Source organism: Streptomyces sp. NBC_00572, assembly GCF_026341815.1.
Taxonomy (GTDB): domain Bacteria; phylum Actinomycetota; class Actinomycetes; order Streptomycetales; family Streptomycetaceae; genus Streptomyces.
In genome coordinates this window covers 1,501,120-1,522,754 of sequence record NZ_JAPENX010000001.1, presented here as the reverse complement: position 1 = coordinate 1,522,754, position 21,635 = coordinate 1,501,120, and the positions used below count along the sequence as shown (strand labels likewise).

The following is a 21,635-nucleotide window of genomic DNA, read 5'->3' as shown; positions in this document are numbered from 1 at the left end:
CCCCTGTCCTCAGGCCCCGTAGTGCTCCCGCAGCCGGGCCGACGCCTCCGGGCCGGCCGCCACCTCGTCCAGGGCGAGCAGCCCCGCCCCGAGGACCGGCGGCGCCGTCACGAAGCCGACGACGGCCTTCGGCGCCCGCTCGGCGAGGAGTTCACGGATCTTCTCCTCCAGCTGCGGATGGCGGGCGGCGAGCACGCTGCCGCCCAGCATCACCGGCGCCTCCTCGTCGAGCAGGCCGAGCCGCCCGAGCGCGACCGCCGACAGCGCGACGACCTCCTCGGCGAGCCGGTGCACGAGCGAGAGCGCGACCGGGTCGCCGTCCGCGCTCACCCGGAACAGCACGGGCGTCAGCTCGTGCCGCCGCTCGAAGGGCACGAGACCCAGGTGCAGCGCCTCGATCAGCGCGTACATCGTCTCCAGACCGAAGTGCGCGGGCAGCGCGCGCGCCAGCTCGGACGGCTCGCCGCGCCCGTCCTCGGCGCGCGCCCCGAACCAGAGCGCCTCCTCGGCCATGCCGCTGCCGCCGCCCCAGTCCCCGGAGATCTTCCCGATCGCGGGGAAGCGCGCGGTCCGCCCGTCCGGGGTCATCCCGACGCAGTTGATCCCCGCCCCGCACACCACCGCCACACCGCGCGGCTCGTCGAGCCCGGCCCGCAGTATCGCGAAGGTGTCGTTGTGCACCCGCACCGACCGGCTCCAGTCCCTGCGCAGGAGTTCGGCCTGGAGGGCGGTCTCCTCGACGGGCAGATCGGCGTTGGCGAGACAGGCCGAGACATGGGCGAACGCGGGGGAGGAGCCGGTGCCACCGGCCTCCGTCCACGCCCGCCCGACGATCTCCGCCAGGGAGTCGACGGCCGTCTCCACGCCCACCACCGGCGGCTGGAACCCGCCGCCGCGGGCCGCGCCCAGGACGGTGCCGTCCCGGCCGAGGACAGCGACGTCGGTCTTGCTGTTCCCCGCGTCGACCGCGAGGAGGACGTCGTTCGGGTTCACGCCCACGCGAGGTGCTCCCGGTTGTGCGCGATCAGCCGGTCGGTGAGCCCGTCGGCGTACGCGTACTGCCCCACCAGCGGATGTGCGAGCAGCGCCTTGAACACCCGGTCCCGGCCACCGCGCAGCGCCGCTTCGAGCGCCAGGTCCTCGTAGGCCGTGACGTTCGCGATCAGACCGGCGTACAGCGGGTCCACCGGCGCGACCGGCAGCGGCGCCGCGCCGTGCGCGCCGACCGCGGCCTGCGTCTCGATGACGGCGTCGTCCGGCAGGAACGGCAGGGTGCCGTTGTTGTACGTGTTGACCACCTGGTACGGCGAGCCTCCGCCGCCCAGCAGGGACGCGGCCAGGTCCACGGCCGCCTCCGAGTAGAAGGCGCCGCCGCGCTTGGCGAGCAGGGCCGGCTTCTCGTCGAGCGCCGGGTCCCCGTACATCTCCAGGAGTTCCTTCTCCATCGCGGCGACCTCGGCGGCCCGCGAGGGCTTGCTGCCGAGCTCCCGGACGACCTCGTCGTGCGCGTAGAAGTAGCGCAGGTAGTACGAGGGGACGACGCCGAGCCGGTCCAGGACCGGGCGCGGCAGCCGCAGGTCGTCGGCGATCGCGTCGCCGTGCTCGGCGAGCAGCCGGGGCAGTACGTTCTCGCCCTCGGGGCCCCCGACGCGTACGGCCCGCTCCCAGGTCAGGTGGTTGAGCCCGACGTGGTCCAGGTGGACCTCGGACGGGGTCACACCGAGGAGCGCGGCGAACTTCCGCTGGAAGCCGATGGCGACGTTGCACAGGCCGACGGCCTTGTGCCCGGCCTGGAGCAGCGCGCGCGTGACGATGCCGACGGGGTTGGTGAAGTCGATGATCCAGGCGTCCGGGTTGGTGCGCCGGACCCGCTCGGCGATGTCCAGGACCACCGGGACCGTCCGGAGGGCCTTGGCGAGACCGCCGGCGCCGGTGGTCTCCTGGCCGACGCAGCCGCACTCCAGCGGCCAGGTCTCGTCCTGCTGGCGGGCGGCCTGTCCGCCGACCCGCAGTTGGAGCAGGACGGCGTCGGCGCCCTCGACCCCGGCGTCGAGGTCGGTGGTGGTGACGATCTTCCCCGCGTGGTCCTGCTTGGCGAAGATGCGGCGGGCGAGTCCGCCGACCAGGTCGAGCCGGTCGGCGGCGGGGTCGACGAGGACGAGTTCGGTGATGGGCAGGGTGTCGCGCAGCCGCGCGAAGCCGTCGATCAGTTCGGGGGTGTAGGTGGAACCGCCCCCCACGACAGTGAGCTTCATCGTGTGTTCAGCCCTTCACTCCGGTCAGTGTGACTCCCTCGACGAACGCCTTCTGGGCGAAGAAGAAGACGAGGATCACAGGGGCCATGACCAGGACGGTCGCGGCCATGGTCAGATTCCAGTCGGTGTGGTGCGCGCCCTTGAAGGACTCCAGGCCGTAACTGAGCGTCCAGGCACCCGGGTTCTCCGAGGCGTAGATCTGCGGCCCGAAGTAGTCGTTCCAGCAGTAGAAGAACTGGAACAGGGCGACGGCGGCGATGCCCGGCTTCGCCATCGGGAGGACGACCCGGATCAGGGTGCGGAACTCGCCGCACCCGTCGATCTTCGCGGCCTCGATGTACTCGTTCGGGATGGTCAGCAGGAACTGGCGCAGCAGGAAGATGGCGAAGGCGTCGCCGAAGGCCATCGGGATGATCAGCGGCCACAGCGTGCCGGAGAGGTCCATCTGCTTGGCCCAGAACAGGTACATCGGGATGATCACGACCTGCGGCGGCAGCATCATCATCGAGATGACCAGCAGCAGCGACAGGTGCCGGCCGCGGAAGCGGAACTTGGCGAGCGCGTACGCCACGGGTATCGAGGACACCACGACGAGGACGGTGCCGAGCCCCGCGTACAGCAGCGAGTTCTTCCACCAGGTGAGGAAGCCGGGGGTGTCGAAGACCCGGACGTAGTTGTCCCAGTGCCAGGAGTTCGGCGTCAGGTCCCGGGTGAGCGCCTGCTGGTCGCTCATCAGGGAGGTCAGGAAGACGAAGACGAACGGGAGCACGAAGAACAGGGCCGCGGCGATGCCGAGCGAGTGCACGGCGATCCAGTGCAGCAGCGACCTGCGGCGGGCCTTCTTCTCGGCGGAGGTCGCCACAAGGCGGGCCGGGGCGGGAGCGGTTGCGGTCGTCATGTGTCAGTCACCCGAGCCGATCAGGCCGCCGCGCCGGCGCATCAGGAGCGCGGTGAAGGCCATGGAGAAGGCGAAGAGCACCAGCGCCACGACGCAGGCGGCCCCGTAGTTGAACTGGCTGAAGCCGAGGTTGTAGACCAGCTGCGGGAGGGTCAGCGTGGAGTCGTCCGGGTAGCCGGGGACGAAGACCTCGCCGGAGCCGCCCATCTTCCCCGAGGCGACCTTCGCGGCCACGATCGGCTGCGTGTAGTACTGCATCGCGCCGATGACCCCGGTGACGACCGCGAAGAGCACGATCGGCGAGATGTTCGGCAGCGTGATGAAGCGGAACCGCTGCCAGGGGGACGCGCCGTCGAGTTCGGCGGCCTCGTACTGCTCCTTCGGTACGTCGAGCAGGGCGGCCATGAAGATGACCATGAGGTCGCCGACGCCCCACACGGCGAGGACGGTCAGCGCGGGCTTGGACCAGTCGGCGTCGTTGAACCAGGAGGGGGCGGGGATGCCGACCGCCTCCAGGAACGAGTTGACCGGGCCGGTGCCGGGGTTGAGCAGGAAGACGAAGGCCAGCGTGGCGGCCACCGGCGGCGCCAGGTACGGCAGGTAGAAGAGGGTGCGGTAGACACCGGCCCCGTGCTTGATCTTGGTGATCAGCATGCCGATGCCGAGGCCGAAGAGCACCCGGCAGGCGACCATGACGACGCCGAGCCAGAGGGTGTTCCGCAGGGCCGGCCAGAACTGGGGGAAGTCGGAGAAGACGTACGTCCAGTTCCCCGTGCCCCGCCATTCCGGCGGGTTGAGGCCGTCGTACTTCATGAAGGAGAAGTACAGCGTGGAGAGGAGCGGATAGGCGAAGAAGAAGCCGAATCCGATCAGCCAGGGCGACATGAACGCCAGGGTGAGGAGGGCGTTGCGCCGGCGCCTCGACCGCAGCGTGTTCCGTCCCCCGGGGGAGGGGGCGGCCGGGGCGGCCGCCTCCTTCGCGGGCAGGGTGTCCGTGCTCATGGGTGGGTTCCGGCCGTCACTTCGCCGCGGCGATGTCGCGGTCGATCTGGGCCGCGGTGTCGGCGAGACCCTTCTTCAGGTCCGTGACCTGGCCCTTCTCGTACTGCTGGGCGAACTTCTGAAGGGTGTCCTGGTAGGCGGAGCCGTTGACCGCGCCGTCCGACGTGGTGGACTCGGGGTGCCGGGCGATGTCCAGGAAGGTCTTGAAGCGCGGGTCGAACTTCAGCTTCGGGGACTTCAGCGCCTCCAGCGTGGAGGGCACGTTGCCGATGTCGTTGGCGAAGCCGACCACGGCGTCGGTGTCCGTGGTCATGTACTTGACCAGCTCCCAGGCCGCGTTCTGCTTCTGGCTCTGCGGGGCGATGCCCATGATCGTGCCGGAGAGGTAGCCCTTGCCGTACTCGGCGATCTCGTCGTCGGCGACGGGCAGCGGTGCGACGCCGACCTCGAAGTCGACCTTGGCGTTCTTGACGAAGTTCAGCCGCCACTCGCCGTCCAGCTGCATGGCGACATGGCCGGTCTGGAAGGGGTGCTTGGAGCCCCACTCGTCACCGAAGGTGGTGCGGTACTTGTCGAGCTTCCGGAACCCGCCCAGGGCGTCGACCAGGGACTTCTGGTACGTCATCATCTCGGCGAACGCCGGGTCCTTGGCGATGTTCGACTTGCCGTCCGCGTCGAAGTACCCGTTGTGCTTCCACTGCGACATGTAGTGGGAGACGACGGTCTCGTAGCCGAGGTAGTTCGGCATGACGCCGAGCTGCTCGTAGGAGTCGCCCTTGGCCTTGGTGAGCGCCTTGGCGACCTGGGTGAACTGGGACCAGGTCTTCGGCGGGGCCTCGGGGTCGAGACCGGCCGCCTTGAAGGCGTCCTTGTTGTAGAAGAGGCCGTAGGCGTCGGAGAGCAGCGGCAGGGAGCAGCGCTTGCCCTCGAACTGCGTGTACGACTGGAGGACCTTCGGGAAGATCTTGTCCAGGTCCAGCTTGTCCTTCTCTATGAAGGGCTTGAGGTCGGCGAGCGCGCCCGAGGCGCAGAACTTGCCGACGTTGGCCGTCGTGAAGGAGGAGACGACGTCCGGGCCGTTCGAACCGCCCGCGCGCAGCGCCTGGCCCAGCTTGTCGTCGTTGATGCCGCCGACGACCTTCACCTTGATGTTCGGGTGGGCCTTCTCGAAGCGGGCGATGTTGTCCTCGATCGCCTTGACCTCGGCGGGCGCCGCCCAGCCGTGCCAGAAGGTGATGGTGGTCTCGGCCTTGGGGTCGTCGGAGGCCGCGTTGTTCGCGGAGCCCGTACAGGCGGAGGCGAAGAGGGCGATCGAGGCGGTGGCGGCGAGCGCGGCGGCGGCTCTGCGCGGACGTACGGGCATGACGGTGTCTCCCGGTGGCGAAGGGGCGATGGGGCGAACGGGCGAACGGGCGAACGGGCGATGGTGCAGGCGGGGTGAAGCTCGGTGGGTCAGCGCGAGGTGTCGAAGACCTCGTCGCGCGTGGTGGCGAGGGCGCTTTCGAGGGCGCCGCGCAGCACGGGTCTCCGGCGCACGGCGGAGAGGACGAGCCGCGGTCGGGAAGGGGCGAGGTCGGCGAGTTCGGACTGCACCCGCGCGCGCAGGGGTTCGCCGCCGGTGACGAGGGCGTCTCCGGACAGCACGATCAGTTCGGGGTCGAGGACGGCCACGAGGGAGGCGAGCCCGGTGGCGAGACGCTCGGCGTACCGGTCGAGCAGCTCCGCGTACCGGGGGTCGTCGCCGTGCGCCTCGGCGGCGTGCGTGAGCAGCCCGGTCACCACCGGTACGTACGGGTGGTCGGGGGTCTCGATGCCGGCGGCGCGTGCGATCCGGGGCACGGACTGGATGCCCGCGAGCTCCTGGAATCCGCCGGAGTTGGCCTTGGTGACCTGCCGTACGAGCGGGGTGCCGGGCACGGGCAGGAAGCCGAGTTCGCCGGCGCCCCCGGTGAAGCCGCGGTGCAGCCGCCCGCCGAGGACGAGGGCGGCGCCGAGGCCCCCCTCGTTCCACAGCAGGGCGAAGTTGTCGTGGCCCCGGGCGGCGCCCAGGCGCTGCTCGGCGACGGCGACGAGGTTGACGTCGTTCTCGTACTCGAACGGCATCGGCAGGACGGCGGCCAACTCCTCCAGCAGGGTGGGGGAGTGCCAGCCGGGCAGGTGGGAGGCGTACCGCAGGCGCCCGGTGGCCGGGTCGAAGGCGCCGGGGGTGCCGATGACCAGGCGCCGGACGTCCTCGCGGTCGATCCCGGCCGCCTTGACGGCCCCGTCGAGGGCGTCGGTGACCTGGCGGACGACGCCGGAGGCGGCGCGGCCGGGGGTGCGGAGCTCGTACTCGCCGACGATCTCGCCCGTGATGTCGGCGACGGCGGCGTGGATGCGGTGCTGGTCGACGTCGAGTCCGGCGGCGTACGCGGCCCGCGCGTTGACCGCGTAGAGCTGGGCGTTCGGTCCGGGCCTGCCCGCGGTGGTGCCGGTGGCGACGACGAGCCCGGCCGCTTCGAGGCGGGCGAGCAGCTGGGAGGCGGTCGGCTTGGACAGGCCGGTGAGCTTGCCGATCCGGGTCCGCGAGAGCGGGCCGTGCTCCAGGAGCAGGTCGAGGGCGGCGCGGTCGTTCATGGCGCGCAGCACGCGCGGCGTGCCGGGGGTTCCCGGAGTCGTACCGGCCATGAGGTCGCACCTGCCCTCGTACGGTGAAGCACTGTTAGGAAAGTTTCCTATTCGGTGGGAAGGAAAATAAGGCGGCCGTCACGTAAGCGTCAATACCCGGGCACGCGAGACGCCCCCGAAGGCAACCAAAGCGTTACCTGCGGGGGCGTCTCCACGCGCGCGTGCTTCTGCTCGTCCTCGTACGCGTCGTCCCCGTACGCAGGCGTGCTTCCGCCTGTCGTTCCCGTACGCGTGCCGCTACTTGGTGAGGTCCGTCCTCGGCAGCGGGGTCGCCGCCGCCGACTGCGGCGAGGTCGTCGAGGCGAACGCCGAAGGGGCCGCCATGCCCGCGGTCGGATCGGCGGCCGACTCCTCGGCCTGCGCCGGGACCCCGCCCACGATCCGGATGCCGGCCTCGTCCAGGCCCCGCTTGATCCGCCAGCGCAGCTCGCGCTCCACGCCCAGCGCCTTGCCCGGCATCGTCTTCGCCGAGACGCGGACGGTCATCGAGTCGAGGAGCACCTCGTTCAGACCGAGCACCTCCACCGGACCCCACAGGCGCTCGTTCCACGGCTCCTCCTTCGCCATGGAGTCCGCCGCCTCGACGATCACGGACTTCACCCGATCCAGGTCCTCCGTCGGCCGGACGGTCACGTCCACGCCCGCCGTCGCCCAGCCCTGGCTGAGGTTCCCTATCCGCTTGATCTCGCCGTTGCGCACGTACCAGATCTCGCCGTCCACGCCCCGCAGCTTCGTCACCCGCAGGCCGACCTCCACGACCTCGCCGGAGGCCACGCCCGCGTCGATCGAGTCACCGACGCCGTACTGGTCCTCCAGGATCATGAAGACGCCCGACAGGAAGTCCGTCACCAGGTTCCGGGCGCCGAAACCGATCGCCACACCGGCCACACCGGCCGAGGCGAGCAGCGGTGCCAGGTCGATCTTGAAGGCGCCCAGGATCATCAGCCCGGCCGTGCCCAGGATCAGGAACGACGCCACCGAACGCAGGACCGAGCCGATCGCCTCCGAGCGCTGCCGCCGCCGCTCGGTGTTGACGAGGAGACCGCCGAGGGCCGTCCCCTCCACCGCCTGCGCCGAACGGTTCATCCGCTCGATCAGCTTCGTCAGGGCACGGCGGACGGCCATCCGCAGGAGCAGCGCGACGATCAGGATCAGCAGGATGCGCAGGCCGGTGTTCAGCCAGGTGGACCAGTTCTCCTCCACCCAGCTCGCCGCGTTCGTGGCCTTCTCCGCCGCCTCGTCGAGGGTCACCGGAATGGGCTCGGGTTCGCCGGCAGCCGCTAGGGCGGACCAAGACACGGGACAACCTCCAGGCATCGCGTACGCAGAACATCCACAGTAACGGGGCGTCGGACGTGGTCCCGTAGCCCTGTTCGAGGGAGAGACGGACCTCACCCGGGCAAAGAGAAGGAGACATGCCGATGTGGTCGAGAACACGCCGGGCCCGTCACCCCGATCCCGGTACGTGGTGGCGTTCCGACCAGGCATGAGGAGAGACTGAGAGCAGTTCGTCCCGGCGCGAGCCACGCGCCGCCGGCGTCATAGGAGGCATCCGTGCCGCATGTCCTGGTCCTCAACGCGTCGTACGAGCCGCTCGGCGTCGTACCGCTCCGCCGCGCACTCGTCCTCGTCCTGGAGAACAAGGCTCTCTGCCTCGAGGAATCCGGCGCCTTCCTGCACAGCGAGACCCAAGTCGTCCCCGCGCCCAGCGTGGTGCGACTGAAGCGCTTCGTGCGGGTCCCCTACCGGGGGCCCGTTCCCTTGACCCGCAGAGCCCTCTTCGCCCGTGACGGCGGGCGATGCATGTACTGCGGGGGTGTCGCGACCAGCGTCGACCACGTCATCCCGCGCAGCCGCGGGGGTACGCACGCCTGGGAGAACGTGGTGGCGGCCTGCCGCCGCTGCAACCACGTCAAGGCCGACCGGCACCTGCGCGAGATCGGCTGGCGGCTGCGCCACCAACCGGCCCCGCCGACCGGCCTGGCCTGGCGGATCATCGGGACCGGACACCGGGACCCCCGCTGGCTGCCGTACCTCCAGCCGTACGGAGCCGAGGATGTGATGGCCCGGATCGACTCCGTCGCCGACGCCCCCGTGAGGGCGCTGACGACGGGTTGAGCCGGGCCTTTCGCGTACGCGCGCGGGACTGGCGCGCGTACACGGGGCGGGCACCGGCACGGGAGCGGCGGGCCCCTCAGGGGGCGGGCCGCTCCTCCGGCGTGCCCGTCTCCGGCGTGTCCGTCCCCGGTTGCGTCGGATCCGCGGTCGGCTCGCCGGTCGGCTCGTCCGCGGGCTTCTCCGGCGCGTCCTTCGGTGGGTCCTTCGGGGCCACCGCGTATGTCTCCACCGACCAGAGCGAATAGCCGTACCGCGTCGCCCGGGTCTCCCCCTGCACCCGCAGGAAGCGCGTGTCCGCCGCGTCCATCCGGACCGACTCCCGGCCGCCCTTGCCGTCCGCGACCGTCGCCGCCGTGCGCCACACGCGCCCGTCGGCCGAGACCTGGACCCGGTAGCGGGAGGCGTACGCGTCCTGCCAGTGCAGCACCACCTGCCCTATCCGGGCCGGCTCGGGAAGCTCCATCTGCCACCAGGCGCCGTCCTCCGCCGGGGAGGACCAGCGGGTGGCCGGATCGCCGTCCGCCGCCGAGGAGGCAGGGAAGTCCGCGGTCTCGTCGCCCGAGGAGGAGGCCGTCGCCGTCCGTGTCAGATCGGGGCCCGCCGTACGGGGGAAGGCACGCACGGTCAGCACCCGCTCCTCGCCCGCGAAGGACACCGGCACCCGGTACGTGCCCGCGGGCGCGTCCGGCGCCACCGACACCTCCAGGGGAACGGTCGTCCGCGCGCCGCGTTCGACCACCGCCTGCTTCGGCAGCGCGACCGCGATCCCCTTGGGGGCCTTCGCCGTCAGCGGCCCGCGCACCTCGCCCGCGCGCAGGCCCGACAGCTCCACGTCCACCCGCTGGGCCGGGCCGCCGATCTCCGCGTCCGTCTCCGTACGCGCCAGGTCGAGTCCCGCGCGCGGCCCGTCCGCGAACCACGGCACCAGCGAACGCACCTCGGGCGCCGGCCCGCCGCCGCTCCACACCACCCGCAGCGCCTCGGCCCGCAGCCCCTTGAGTTCGGCCTGCGTCCAGCCGGACGCCGACAGCGGGCCGAGCGCCCGCCAGCCCTCGCCCGGGACGTACGCCTCCACGCGCGCGTCGCCCACGGCCCCGGTGCCCGGCTCCGTCATCACCGTCAGCGCCTCCACGGGCCGCGCCCGGTCGAGCCGCACGGTGTACGAGTCGGTGGCACGGTCGGGACGGGCCGCCGGGGTCCGGTCGGCGCCGGTCCAGGCCTTCGCCCGCTCCACCGCCCGCGTGAGGAACGGATCGAGCACTCCCGCGCCGACCGTCACCAGGCTCCCCTTCAGCTCCTTGCGCAGCTCTTCGAGGCGCAGCTGCGCCCGCCAGGCCGCCGCACCGTCACCGGCCGCCTGGGCGACCAGCATGTCGACCGCCGCCTCGCCCGCCCGGCCGTACCGGGAGAGCTGCTCCAGCCAGGGGCCGGTCTCGTCGTCGAGGGTGCCGCCGGCGGTGCCGGAGAGCCGGCCGGGTGCCTCGCGCATCACGGTGAACGCGGCCCGCAGCGCCCGCGCCGCCTCGTCCCGCCGGGCGTCCGCGCCGGTGCCCGCGCCCGCGCTCGTACGGGAGGCCCAGAAGGCCGCCAGGAGCGGCTTCAGGTACGCCGATTCACCCGCCGGGTCGAGGATCGAGGAGGCGCCGTTCCCGGCGAGCGCCCGCAGCGCCTCACGGGCGGCGGGCTCCGGGCCCGCGAGGTCGTCGACCGCCGCCTGCCAGGACTCCCGCGGCCGGTAGCCGCGCGGGTTCCAGGCGTAGTCGGCGGTGGTGAAGAGCGGGACGCGGGAGGCCGCGGGCTGCTCCATCGCGAGCGCGAGGAAGGCGACGGACCCGGCGGCCACGGCCGGCTCCCGGCCCGTGGCGGGACCGAGGAACAGCCGGTCCTGCGCGTAGTCGTTGACCGGGTAGTTGTCCATGGTGACCAGCGGATGGCGCAGGGCGCCCCGGGCCGTGGCCAGTTCGCCGCCGGTGATCGTGCGGGGCACGACGCCGACGCCGGTCCACGCCACCCGCACGTCCGTGTCGAGCGCCCGGGCGAACGCGGTGCGGTACGCGGTGGTGCCGTCCTGGTAGTACTCCGTCGGCATCACCGTCAGCGGCTCGGCGTCCGGGTGCCGTTCGGCCAGGTGCCGGGCGACGGTGTTCGCGACGCGCGCGTGGGCGGCGGCCGCGGCCTCGGGACCGCGCCCGAAGGTGTCGGCGTCCCGGTCGCAGTGCCACTCGTCGTACGAGGCGTCCTGGAACTGGAGCTGGAAGGAGCGCACCCCCAGCTCCCCCATCTCGTCCAGCTTCCGCGTCAGCGCCGCCACGTCCCCGGCCGAGGACAGACACATGGACTGGGCGGGCGCCACGGCCCAGCCGAGCGTCACGTGGTTGGCGCGGGCCCGCTCCGCGAGGGCGCGGAACTCGGCCTGCTGGGCGGGCGGGTAGGGCTCGCGCCACTGTGCACCGCGGTACGGGTCGTCGCCGGGCGCGTACAGATAGCGGTTCTGCTTGGTCCGGCCCAGGAAGTCGATCTGGTCGAGGCGCTGCTCGGCGGTCCAGGGAGTCCCGTAGAAGCCCTCGGTGATCCCCCGCTCGACCGTGCCCGGCCAGTCGCGCACGACGACTCCGGGAATCTCCCGGCCGGTGCCGAGGAGCTGACGCAGGGTCTGCACGGCGTGGAACAGGCCGTCCTCGCCCACCCCGTCCAGGACGACCGTGTCCCGGCCCTGGAGGCGGCCCGTGGCGAGTCGGTAGCCGCCGCGCGGCAGATCGATCCGGTCGGGCACCCGCAGGGCGCTCAGCGCGTCCTCGGCGGCCTCGCCGGAGGGCCCGGCGACCCGGAAGAGCGGCCCCCGGCCCGGGAGTCCGGTGTGGACGGTCCGCACCCCGGCGGCCCGCAGCAGCTCGCGCAGGGCGGCGAGGGCGTACGGATCGGCGTCGGCGTCCGCGAGCAGCGTCACCTCGTCCCCGAGGCGTACGGCGGGCCCGGAGCCGGTCAGGGACTGCGGGCGCGGCCAGACGGCGGGCACGCGCGGGGTGACGGCGTCCGCCGTGGTGGAGGAGGAGGCCGTGGGCGAGGGGGCCGTCGGTGTGGCCGGACCTGTCGGTGTGGCCGGGTCCCCCGGAGCGAGCGGTGCCCGCGGCGCCGTCGGGGCGAGCGGGCCCGCCTTCGGGACCGCCTGCGCCGAGCCCGGCACCGCGCCGCCGAGGAGGCCTCCGATGACGGCGGCGGCGACGGCCGTCGCGGTGCGTTTCCTGCGCCCGAGGTGCCCGAGGTGCACGAAGTCTCCCTTCGGCCGGGGCCGCCGGCCGCTCGCCTGTTTGGTCACGAGTGGGTCACGAGCCCACCACCCGTCGCACTGAGGTGTCAATGCGCGTGGCCGATGTGTCGGCTTTGCCCGGCGAGCCGTCGGCGAGGTGACGTCACTTCGCCACTTTCCGCCGGTAAAACGAGGTGCGGTGGGTAGGGCTCAGTCGTTACCCAGGTCCCACCTGTCGAGACGAATCGGGAGACCCCCGTGACCACGACCGCCCGCCACCTCGGACGGATACGGATTCCGCAGCAGCCCGCCCCGGTCGGCGAACCGCTGACCAGCGAACCGCCGCTCCCCGACGCCGCGCCCCTCACCAGCGAACCGCCCCTGACCGTGGCGGCCCCCCTCACCAGCGAACCCACCGCCCCAGGAAGTGCGGGCACGGAGTCCCCCGGAGTGTGAAGTGACCCTGGCCCGTCTCGCCGCCCGTCACGGCGTCGCCACCGCCCACAGCCCCTCCGCGGGCGTCACCGTGCCCGTGCCGGACGCGACCGTGGTGGCCGTCCTCGGCGCCCTCGGCGTGGACGCGACGACACCGGAAGGGGTCGCCGCCGCCCTCGACGCGGCCGAACGGGCCGACCGGGAGCGCCTGTTGCCCCCGACCCTGGTCCGGTGGCGCGGCGAGGAACCCGCCCGCCCGCCGGCGGACCTACCGCCCGGCACCCGGCTCCGGGTCACCACCGAGGACGGCGACGCCTTCACCGGCCAGGACTGGGGGTGCCTTCCCCTCGGCGTCCACACCGTCCGGGCACAGGCCCCCGACGGGCGCGCCGCCACCGCCACCCTGATCGTCAGCCCCGCGCGCGTGCCCGCCCCCGAGCGGCGCGCGTACGGGCTGCTCGTCCAGCTCTACTCGCTGCTCTCCACCCGCTCCTGGGGCATGGGCGACCTCGGCGACCTGCGCGAACTCGCCGGCTGGGCCGGCCGCACGCACGGCGCCGGTTTCATCCAGGTCAACCCGCTCCACGCGGGCGTGCCCGGGGCTCCGAGCGACCCCTCCCCGTACCGCCCGTCCTCGCGGCGCTTCCCCGACCCGGTCCATCTGCGGATCGAGGAGATCCCCGAGTACGCCCTGATCGGCCCCGAGCGCCGCGAGGAGCTCGACCGGATCCTCGCCGAGGCCGCGGACCTGCGCGAGCGGGTCCTCGGCAAGGGCGCGGCGATCGACCGGGACGCGGTGTGGGAGGTCAAGCGGCGCGCCCTCGAACTCGTCGTCGGCGGCGTGGAGCCCGGCCCCGGGCGGCGCGCCGACTTCCACGACTTCCTCGCCGCCCGCGGCCGCGCCCTGGAGGACCACGCCACCTACCAGGCCCTCGCCGAGCGGCACGGCCACCACTGGCGCACCTGGCCCGAGGAGCTGCGTACCCCGTGCGCCGCCGAGGCCGCCGTGCGCGACGACCTGGTCCTCGCCGCCCGGGTCGACTTCCACTGCCGGCTCGCCTGGTTGACGGACCGGCAGCTCGCCGACGCCGCGGCCGCCGCCCGCGAGGCCGGGATGACGGTCGGGATCGTCCACGACCTGGCGGTCGGCGTCCACCCGGAGGGCTCCGACACGTGGGCCCAGCAGGACGCCTTCGCGGCCGGCATGTCGGTCGGCGCCCCGCCCGACGCCTTCAACTCCCGGGGCCAGGACTGGGGCCTGCCGCCCTGGCGGCCCGATGCCCTCGCCGCCGCCGGCTACGCCCCGTACCGCGGACTCCTGCGCGAACTCCTGCGCCACGCGGGCGCGCTGCGCATCGACCACGTGATGGGCCTGTTCCGGCTCTGGTGGGTGCCGGAGGGCAGCGAGCCCACCGAGGGCACGTACGTCCGGTACGACGCTGAGGCGATGCTCGCCGTCCTGGTCCTGGAGGCCCACCGGGCGGGCGCCCTCGTCATCGGCGAGGACCTCGGCACGGTCGAGCCGGGCGTACGGGAGGAGCTGGCCGCGCGCGGGGTGTTCGGCACCTCGGTGCTCTGGTTCGAGCGGGACTGGGCGGGCACCGGCCGCCCGCTGGACCCGGACGAGTGGCGCGCCGCGTGCGTGGCCACCGCCACCACCCACGACCTGCCCTCGACCGCGGCCCGGCTCTCCGGCGACCACGTCACCCTGCGGCACCGCCTCGGCCTGCTCTCCGGAGACCTGGAGCGCGAGCGGGCGGCGGACGCGGCCGGGACCGCCGAGTGGCTGGCCCTGTTCCAGCGGCGCGGGCTGCTCCCGGAGGGCCCGGGGGGTGAGGAGGCCGAGATCAGGGCCGTCCACCGGTTCCTCCTCGACACCCCCGCCCGGATGGTCGGGGTGTGGCTGCCGGACACGGTGGGGGACCGCAGACCGCAGAACCTGCCCGGCACCTGGGACGAGTACCCCAACTGGCGGCTGCCGCTCGCGGACGCGGACGGACAGCCGATCACCCTGGAGCGGCTCGCGGCCTCGCCCCGGGCGCACGCCCTGCTGCGCGAACTGCACGCGCGGACGAGCGGCCCCGACGCCCGTACGGCACCCCCGGGCGCGCGGTCCGATTAGGTGTTCGCTACGTTTGCACCGTGGACAAGAAGAACGCACTGCGCGCCGGCTCGCTCGCGGCTGGTACGACGCTGATGATGCTGCTCATGTCGTCCCCCGCGCTCGCGCTCACCCGCGACGACGGCGACGACCCGGCTCCCAAGCTGTCGGTCATCGAGACCCTCGGCCTGTTCGTGGCCGCACCGCTGGCGCTGTTCCTGGTGATCATCGGACTGGTCATGGTGCTCGACAAGTCCAAGAAGGTCTGACCGCCTTCTCCTCCGCTTCGCCGAGGGCGCCGCACGGTACTCGTACCGTGCGGCGCCCTTGCGTGCGTTGAGCGCTTTCAGAGCGTGCCCAGCGGCCTCCGGGGCCCGTTCGGGCCCCGGAAGGCCTCACGCCGTGGTCGCGAGCAGTTTGCGCAGCAGCCCGGCCAGCTGCTCCGCCTCTTCCCCGGTGAGCGCGCCTTCCAGGGCCGCCCGCTGCTCTCCGAGGCCGGCCCCGACCGCCTGGTCCACCAGCTCCTTGCCGCGCTCGCTGAGGGTGACCCGCAGCCCGCGGCGGTCGTTCGGGTCGGGGCTGCGGGTCAGCAGTCCGGCCTTCTCCAGCTTGTCGAGCCGGCCGGTCATCCCGCCGGTGGTGATCATCAGCGTGGCGGTCAGTTCGCGGGGTGAGAGCGTGTACGGCTCCCCGGAGCGGCGCAGGGTCGCGAGCACGTCGAACTCCCCGAGCGCCAGGCCGTAGGGCGCGTACGCCTTGTCCACCCGGCCGCGCATGGCGTTCGAGAGCCGGTAGATCCGTCCGAAGACGGCCATCGGCACGGTGTCCAGGTCGGGGCGGACGGCCGCCCACTGGTCGGCGATGGCGTCGACGGCGTCGTGGGCGGGGCCGGGGCCGGGGTTCTTCGTCTCCATGCGGCCAGTCTCCCCTTCCTCATGACTCGATGGCAAGAAAGCCACTTGCAAGTAAGTAGCTTAGTGGTAAGTTAATCACCGCCAAGCCAGTACGGGCTCACCGCACCGGCACCCGCATCAAGGGGGAAACCGTCATGTCCCGCAAGGCCGCCGTCGTCGCACTGACCGCCCTCGCCCCGGTCTCCTGGGGCTCCACCTACTTCGTCACCACGGAGTTCCTGCCGCCCGACCGGCCGCTCTTCACCGGCCTGATGCGCGCCCTGCCCGCCGGCCTGATGCTCCTGGCGCTCACCCGCAAGCTCCCGCAGGGCGCCTGGTGGTGGAAGTCCGCCGTCCTCGGAGCCCTCAACATCGGCGCCTTCTTCCCGCTGCTCTTCCTCGCCGCCTACCGGCTCCCCGGCGGCATCGCCGCCGTCGTCGGCTCGGTCGGCCCGCTCTTCGTCGTCGGCCTCGCCGCCCTCTTCCTCGGCGAGAAGCCCACGGCGAAGACCCTGCTCACCGCCATCGCCGCCGCCTTCGGTGTCAGCCTGGTGGTCCTCAAGGCCGGGGCGGCCTTCGACGCGGTCGGTGTGCTCGCCGGACTGCTCTCCGCCCTGTCGATGTCGGCGGGTGTCGTCTTCACCAAGCGCTGGGGCCGCCCCGAGGGTGTCGGAGCCCTCGCGCTCACCGGCTGGCAGCTCACCGCCGGCGGCCTGGTCATCCTGCCGATCGCCTTCCTGATCGAGGGCGCCCCGCCGGCCCTGACCGGCACCAATCTGGCCGGCTACGCCTACCTCGCCCTCGGCAACACCGCGATCTCGTACTTCCTCTGGTTCCGCGGCATCGAGCGGCTCAGCGCCTCCTCCGTCACCCTCCTCGGCCCGCTCTCGCCGATCACCGCCGCGATCATCGGCTGGGCCGCGCTCGGTCAGGCGCTCGGCCCGGTGCAGCTGCTCGGCATGGCGATCGCCTTCGGTGCCTCCCTGGCGGGCCAGCTGGGCACCCGCACTCCGAAGGCGCCGGAATCGTTCAGCGCAGCTGAAAGGAACGGTCAGGAAGTTTCGATGGACCTGGAGGTTTCGGGGGTGCGACGGTAGGCGGCATGAGCCTGATCACCGCCGCACGTCACCCGACCGCAACCGCCACCCGGAAGCCGGCGCCCGTCCGAGGCGCCGGCTTCGGCGTGCTCCTCGCCCTGCTCGCCACCGTCGTCTGGTCCGGCAGCTTCGTCGCCGCCCGCGCCCTGCACGACACCGTCCCGCCCGTCCAGGCCGCCTTCTGGCGCTGGATCGTGGCGATCCTCGTCGTCACCCCCCTCGCCGCCCGCGCCACCTGGCGACAGCGGCACCTGGTCCGCCGCCACCTCGGCTTCGTCGCCCTCGCCTCGCTGCTCGGCATCACCGTCTACAACACCCTCGTCAACCAGGCCGGACTCACCACCTCCGCCGGCAACATGGGCATGATCATGGCCGCCTCGCCGGTGGTCATGGCGTTGTACGAGCGGTTCGGCGGCGCCCGGCTCGGAGCCCGCCGCGTGACGGGCATGGTGATCGCCTGCGCCGGAGTGCTGCTCCTGGTCGGCAAGGGCGCGCTTCCGGTACGGCTCGGCGCCGGAGACCTGTGGATGTTCGCCGCGGCCCTCAGCTTCGCCTCGTACAGCGCCCTGCTCAAGCGCCGTCCGGACGGACTCGGCGGGGTCGTCTTCCTCTACGCGACCTTCCTCCTCGGCGCCCTGATGCTGCTTCCGGTGTACGCGGTCAGCCTCGCGACCCAGGGCGGCTTCGCGCCCACGACCGGCACCGTCGGCCCGCTCGTCTACGTCGGCGTGTTCTCCTCCGCCGTCGCCTTCTTCGCCTGGAACAAGGCCATCGGCCTCATCGGCGCCGCCCGCGCCGGGATCGTCTACTACCTCCAGCCCGTCTGCGTCGCCCTCCTCTCGTACGCCCTCCTCGGCGAGCAGCTCGGCCTCCTCGGCGGCGCGAGCATGGCCTTCATCCTCGGCGGAGTGGCACTGAGCTCCGCCCGATAGGTTGCGCCCCATGACCGAGTGGGACATCAAGAAGCTCCAGATCCTCCGCACCCTCCGTGACCGCGGCACCGTCACCGCGACCGCGGAGGCGCTGCTCATGACCCCCTCGGCCGTGTCGCAGCAGCTCACCAATCTCGCCAAACAGCTCGGCGTACGGCTCCTGGAGGCCCAGGGCCGCCGGGTCCGGCTCACCGACGCCGCCCATCTGGTGCTGCGGCACGCGGAGGTGGTCTTCGCCCAGCTGGAGCGCGCCGACGCCGAACTCGACGGCTATCTGCGGGGCGAGGCCGGACAGGTGCGGGTGGCGGCGTTCTCGACGTCCGTGCCCGCCCTCCTCGTGCCCGCCGTACGGCAGTTGCGGAGCGCGCACCCCGGGCTCGACGTCCGGATCCGGGAGGCCGAGGCGGCGGAGGCGTACGAACTGCTCTCGGCCGGCGAGGTCGATCTGGCACTCTCGCTCGCCGCCCACGCCCCCTCCGTGCGCGACCCCAAGTTCAGCCGGGTCCCGCTGCTCGCCGACCCCCTCGACGTGGCCCTGCCCGCCGGGCACCCGCAGGCCGACGCGCCGGGACTGCGGCTCGCCGACCTCGCCGCCGAGCCGTGGATCTTCGGCGGCTCCGGCCCCTGGTCGGAGATCACCACCGCCGCCTGCGAGGCCGCCGGCTTCGTGCCCGAGCAGGCTCACAGCGCCTCCGGCTGGACCGCGATCCTCGCCATGGTCGAGGCCGGGATGGGCGTCGCCCTGGTGCCCCGGATGGCCTCCGCGGAGCGCCGCGGCGGCGCCGGGGTCGTCATGCGCGTCCTCGCCGCCGACCAGCCGCGCCGCCATGTCGTCGCGGCGGTGCGGCGCGGGGCTGAGGAGGGCCCGGCGGTGGCCCGGGTGCTCGCCGCACTCCGGCAGGCGGCGGCCCAGCGCGAAACCGTTCAGCAGAACTGAACAGGCCTGTCGAAAACATTCGATGGACCGACCAGGTCCTGCGGGCGCACAGTCGGGACATGACCTTCGAGCCGAGCCAGGACCCGCACGCCAACGACGCCGCCCCCTACTCCGGCGGCGACCCGTACGCCGACTACCGGACCGGTGACTTCCCCTTCACCGAGCTCGTCGACCTCGCGGACCGGCGCCTCGGCGCCGGGGTCGTCGCCGCGAACGACGAGTTCTTCGCCGAGCGGGAGAACCTCCTCGTCCGTGAGCGGGCCGTCTTCGACCCGGAGCACTTCGGCCACAAGGGCAAGATCATGGACGGCTGGGAGACCCGCCGCCGTCGTGGCGCCGACGCCGAGAACGTCTTCCCCGCCCCCGAGGACCATGACTGGGCGATCGTCCGGCTCGGCGCCCCCGGCGTCATCCGCGGCATCATCGTCGACACCGCCCACTTCCGCGGCAACTACCCGCAGCGCGTGAGCATCCAGGCCACCTCGGTGGAGGGCTCGCCCAGCCCCGAGGAACTGCTCGACGCCAAGTGGGAGGAGCTCGTCCCGCCGACCCCCGTCCGGGGCCACGCCGCCAACGGCTTCACCATCACCGCCGAGCGCCGCTGGACCCACCTCCGGGTCTGCCAGCACCCCGACGGCGGCATCGCCCGCCTCCGCGTCCACGGCGAGGTCGTGCCCGACCCCGAGTGGCTGGAGCTGCTCGGCACGCTCGACCTGATCTCCGTACTCAACGGCGGTTCGTACGAGGACGCCTCGGACAAGTTCTACTCCTCGCCGACCCAGATCATCCTGCCCGGCACCTCCCGCAAGATGGACGACGGCTGGGAGAACCGCCGCCGCCGGGTGCGCGGCACCAACGACTGGGTGCGCTTCCGGCTCGCCGCGCAGGGCGCCGTCCGCGCCGTCGAGATCGACACCGCCTACCTCAAGGGCAACTCGGCCGGCTGGATCGCCCTCCAGGGCCGCAACGGCGATCCCTCGGGAAGCGCAGAGTGGTTCGAGATCATCCCCCGGACCAAGCTCCAGCCCGACACCCTCCACCGCTTCAAGCTGCCCGCCCAGGCCGTCGTCACCCACGTCCGCCTCGACGCCTTCCCCGACGGCGGCGTCGCCCGGATGCGGCTGCACGGGGCGCTGACGGAGCAGGGCGCGGCCGATCTGCGCGCCCGGTTCACCGCGCTCGGCGGCTGAGCGCGGCCGAGAGCCACAGGACTTCCGCCCGGCGGCGCGGCCGCGCGCCGACGCCCGCCCGCCGGGCGGACCTCACGGCCGGTTCTCGATGATCGGTACGCGTCATGATGATCAGTAGGGTGATCCGAATGACTCGACTTCGAAGAGCCGCCCTGCGCTGGGGAGTTCGGCTCACCGCCGTCCTGGCGCTGCTCGCCGGCACGGTGACCGTGGCCGCGGCCGACACCGTGGACCCGGCCACCGCGCCGCCGGTGCGCACGATCACGTACAACGTCTGCGGCGCGCACGACTGCCAGAGCGACCTCGACCTGGCCACCTGGACGGCCGAACTCCGCGACCAGACCCTTGCCTGGGACACGGACGCCCTCATGCTCCAGGAGTTGTGCTTCGGCCAGTGGGCCGCCCTGCGCGACGCCCTCCCCGGCTACAGCGGCGTGTGGACCTCCACCACGACCGACTCCGACTGCGCCAAGTGGTCGCCCACCGACACCCGGTTCGGCCTCGGCGTCTTCGTCAAGGCCCCCGCCGTGGAGCGGTACGCGGCGAACCTGACCGTCCCGGCGAACACGGAGGCCCGCGCGGTGCTCTGCGCGCGCGGTCCGGTCGACGGCCGTACGACCCTGGCCTGCACCACCCACCTCGCCCAGTACATCAAGCCGGACAACGGCTCCGCGCAGGCGATCGCGAAGATCGACACCTGGGCCGCGGGAGTCCCGGTGATCCTGGGCACCGACCTCAACGCGGGCACGGAACCGGTCTACGACCCCGCTTTGGACCCGATACGGCGCGGCGGTCCCGGCACCGGACCGTTCGCCGAGGCCGACGAGAACGACCGGGAGTTCTTCACCGAAGAGTGCGTCACGAGCGGCGCCACCTCCTGCCGTTCCGGCGAGGCCACGGTGGCCAGCGGCAGGAAGTTCGACCACGTCTTCCTCACCGCGGGCGACTTCCACACCGTACGGGCCGACGCGCTCGAACCCGAGTCGCCCGGCACCAAGCCGCTCTCCGACCACAAGCTGCTGCGCGCCGCCGCCCACCCCGAGACCCGGGCGGGCTCCGGCACCGGCGGCGACCTCACCGGCGACGGCCGCCCGGACTTCCTCGCCGCCAAGGACGACGGCAGCCTGCGCCTCTACTCCGGCACCGGCGGCGGCGGTGTCGGCGTCCAGCGCCAGATCGGCACCGGCGGCTGGGCCGACGCGGTGATCAGCCACCGCGGCGACTGGACCGGCGACGGCCGCGAGGACGTCGTCGCCCGGATCGGCGACGCCCTCTGGGTCTACCCCAACACCGGGAGCGGCGAGCTCGGCACCCGGATCGCCATGGGCGGCCGGCCCACCGGCTGGACGAACCTCACCCCGATCAGCGCCGGCGACGTCGACCGCGACGGACTGCCGGACGTCGTGGTCAGGAGCACCACCGGACTGTGGCTGCACCGTGGCGGGGTGGCCGTCGACGGCGCGCCGACCTTCGCACCCCGCGCCGCCGTCGCGATCGGCAAGGGGGAGTGGGCGGGGTACGACGTGCTCGTCCCCGGCGATGTCGACCGCGACGGCCGGGCCGACCTCTGGGCGCGCGACCGTGCCACCGGCGCCGTCAAGGAGTACCGCTCCGAAGGCGCCCAGGACCTCGTCGAGGTCCGCACCCTCGACGGCGGACCGCTGACGCCGGTCGACCGGCGTCTCGCCGTGACCTCGGGCGACGTGAACGGTGACGGCACGCCCGACGTGTGGACGACCCGGACCGCGGGCACCGCCGAGAACCTGGAGTTCCTCCCGGGCACGCCCACCGGTCTCGGCAGCCCGACGACCGTCGGCACCGGCGGCTGGCAGTGGATGAAGGCCCTGGGCTGATCCACCGGAA

At 72.9% G+C, this 21,635-nt stretch carries 18 protein-coding genes; 9 read left to right on the top strand and 9 right to left on the bottom strand.

What is annotated here, in order from left to right; genetic code table 11:
* Positions 1-9 precede the first annotated feature (9 nt).
* The 7 genes from OG514_RS06980 to OG514_RS06950 form a co-directional block, all read right to left on the bottom strand.
* The gene (locus OG514_RS06980) at positions 10-999 is read right to left on the bottom strand and encodes an N-acetylglucosamine kinase (protein ID WP_266891959.1); all 990 of its coding nucleotides are present in this window, start codon (positions 997-999) and stop codon (positions 10-12) included.
* The gene (locus tag OG514_RS06975) at positions 990-2,255 is read right to left on the bottom strand and encodes a 6-phospho-beta-glucosidase (RefSeq protein WP_266891958.1); all 1,266 of its coding nucleotides are present in this window, start codon (positions 2,253-2,255) and stop codon (positions 990-992) included. The genes OG514_RS06980 and OG514_RS06975 overlap by 10 nt, the downstream gene beginning before the upstream one ends.
* 7 nt (positions 2,256-2,262) lie before the next feature.
* Complete coding sequence (locus OG514_RS06970; protein WP_266891956.1) at positions 2,263-3,153, bottom strand: carbohydrate ABC transporter permease; 891 nt, start codon at positions 3,151-3,153, stop codon at positions 2,263-2,265.
* Positions 3,154-3,156: 3 nt separating this feature from the next.
* Positions 3,157-4,038, bottom strand: a complete 882-nt coding sequence (locus OG514_RS06965; protein WP_266900770.1) for a carbohydrate ABC transporter permease — start codon at positions 4,036-4,038, stop codon at positions 3,157-3,159.
* Between the two features lie 133 nt (positions 4,039-4,171).
* The gene (locus OG514_RS06960) at positions 4,172-5,518 is read right to left on the bottom strand and encodes an ABC transporter substrate-binding protein (protein ID WP_266891955.1); all 1,347 of its coding nucleotides are present in this window, start codon (positions 5,516-5,518) and stop codon (positions 4,172-4,174) included.
* An 89-nt stretch (positions 5,519-5,607) separates the two neighbouring features.
* Complete coding sequence (locus OG514_RS06955; RefSeq protein ID WP_266891953.1) at positions 5,608-6,822, bottom strand: ROK family transcriptional regulator; 1,215 nt, start codon at positions 6,820-6,822, stop codon at positions 5,608-5,610.
* A 237-nt stretch (positions 6,823-7,059) separates the two neighbouring features.
* Positions 7,060-8,121 carry a mechanosensitive ion channel family protein gene (locus tag OG514_RS06950; RefSeq protein WP_266891951.1) on the bottom strand — a complete coding sequence of 354 codons (1,062 nt, stop codon included), beginning with the start codon at positions 8,119-8,121 and terminating at the stop codon, positions 7,060-7,062.
* A 255-nt stretch (positions 8,122-8,376) separates the two neighbouring features.
* On the opposite strand from OG514_RS06950, the gene OG514_RS06945 reads away from it, so the two are divergent.
* Positions 8,377-8,940, top strand: a complete 564-nt coding sequence (locus OG514_RS06945) for an HNH endonuclease (protein ID WP_030325842.1) — start codon at positions 8,377-8,379, stop codon at positions 8,938-8,940.
* A gap of 76 nt (positions 8,941-9,016) precedes the next feature.
* Here the strand turns inward: OG514_RS06945 and OG514_RS06940 are convergent, their stop codons facing one another.
* Positions 9,017-12,208, bottom strand: a complete 3,192-nt coding sequence (locus OG514_RS06940) for a beta-N-acetylglucosaminidase domain-containing protein (protein WP_266891948.1) — start codon at positions 12,206-12,208, stop codon at positions 9,017-9,019.
* A 237-nt stretch (positions 12,209-12,445) separates the two neighbouring features.
* Here OG514_RS06940 and OG514_RS06935 point away from each other — a divergent pair, with 237 nt between their 5' ends.
* The 3 genes from OG514_RS06935 to OG514_RS06925 are packed head-to-tail and all read left to right on the top strand — an operon-like array spanning position 12,446 to position 14,992.
* Positions 12,446-12,643 carry a hypothetical protein gene (locus OG514_RS06935; protein WP_266891946.1) on the top strand — a complete coding sequence of 66 codons (198 nt, stop codon included), beginning with the start codon at positions 12,446-12,448 and terminating at the stop codon, positions 12,641-12,643.
* Between the two features lies 1 nt (position 12,644).
* On the top strand, positions 12,645-14,744 hold the full coding sequence (malQ, locus tag OG514_RS06930; protein WP_266891944.1) for a 4-alpha-glucanotransferase: 2,100 nt from the start codon (positions 12,645-12,647) through the stop codon (positions 14,742-14,744).
* A gap of 20 nt (positions 14,745-14,764) precedes the next feature.
* Positions 14,765-14,992 carry a hypothetical protein gene (locus tag OG514_RS06925; RefSeq protein WP_266891942.1) on the top strand — a complete coding sequence of 76 codons (228 nt, stop codon included), beginning with the start codon at positions 14,765-14,767 and terminating at the stop codon, positions 14,990-14,992.
* A gap of 126 nt (positions 14,993-15,118) precedes the next feature.
* On the opposite strand, the gene OG514_RS06920 is transcribed toward OG514_RS06925, so the two are convergent.
* Positions 15,119-15,637, bottom strand: a complete 519-nt coding sequence (locus OG514_RS06920) for a MarR family winged helix-turn-helix transcriptional regulator (RefSeq protein WP_266891940.1) — start codon at positions 15,635-15,637, stop codon at positions 15,119-15,121.
* Between the two features lie 134 nt (positions 15,638-15,771).
* Here OG514_RS06920 and OG514_RS06915 point away from each other — a divergent pair, with 134 nt between their 5' ends.
* The 5 genes from OG514_RS06915 to OG514_RS06895 all read left to right on the top strand — a co-directional run bounded on the left by OG514_RS06915 (position 15,772) and on the right by OG514_RS06895 (position 21,625).
* Positions 15,772-16,713, top strand: coding sequence for an EamA family transporter (locus tag OG514_RS06915; protein ID WP_266891938.1), 942 nt, complete (start codon positions 15,772-15,774; stop codon positions 16,711-16,713).
* A gap of 11 nt (positions 16,714-16,724) precedes the next feature.
* Positions 16,725-17,645: a DMT family transporter gene (locus tag OG514_RS06910; protein WP_266900769.1), complete on the top strand. Its 921-nt coding sequence runs from the start codon at positions 16,725-16,727 to the stop codon at positions 17,643-17,645.
* A 10-nt stretch (positions 17,646-17,655) separates the two neighbouring features.
* Complete coding sequence (locus tag OG514_RS06905) at positions 17,656-18,582, top strand: LysR family transcriptional regulator (RefSeq protein ID WP_266891936.1); 927 nt, start codon at positions 17,656-17,658, stop codon at positions 18,580-18,582.
* Positions 18,583-18,641: 59 nt separating this feature from the next.
* On the top strand, positions 18,642-19,772 hold the full coding sequence (gene alc / locus OG514_RS06900) for an allantoicase (protein WP_266891934.1): 1,131 nt from the start codon (positions 18,642-18,644) through the stop codon (positions 19,770-19,772).
* 128 nt (positions 19,773-19,900) lie between these two features.
* Positions 19,901-21,625: a VCBS repeat-containing protein gene (locus OG514_RS06895; RefSeq protein WP_266891932.1), complete on the top strand. Its 1,725-nt coding sequence runs from the start codon at positions 19,901-19,903 to the stop codon at positions 21,623-21,625.
* Positions 21,626-21,635: the final 10 nt, after the last annotated feature.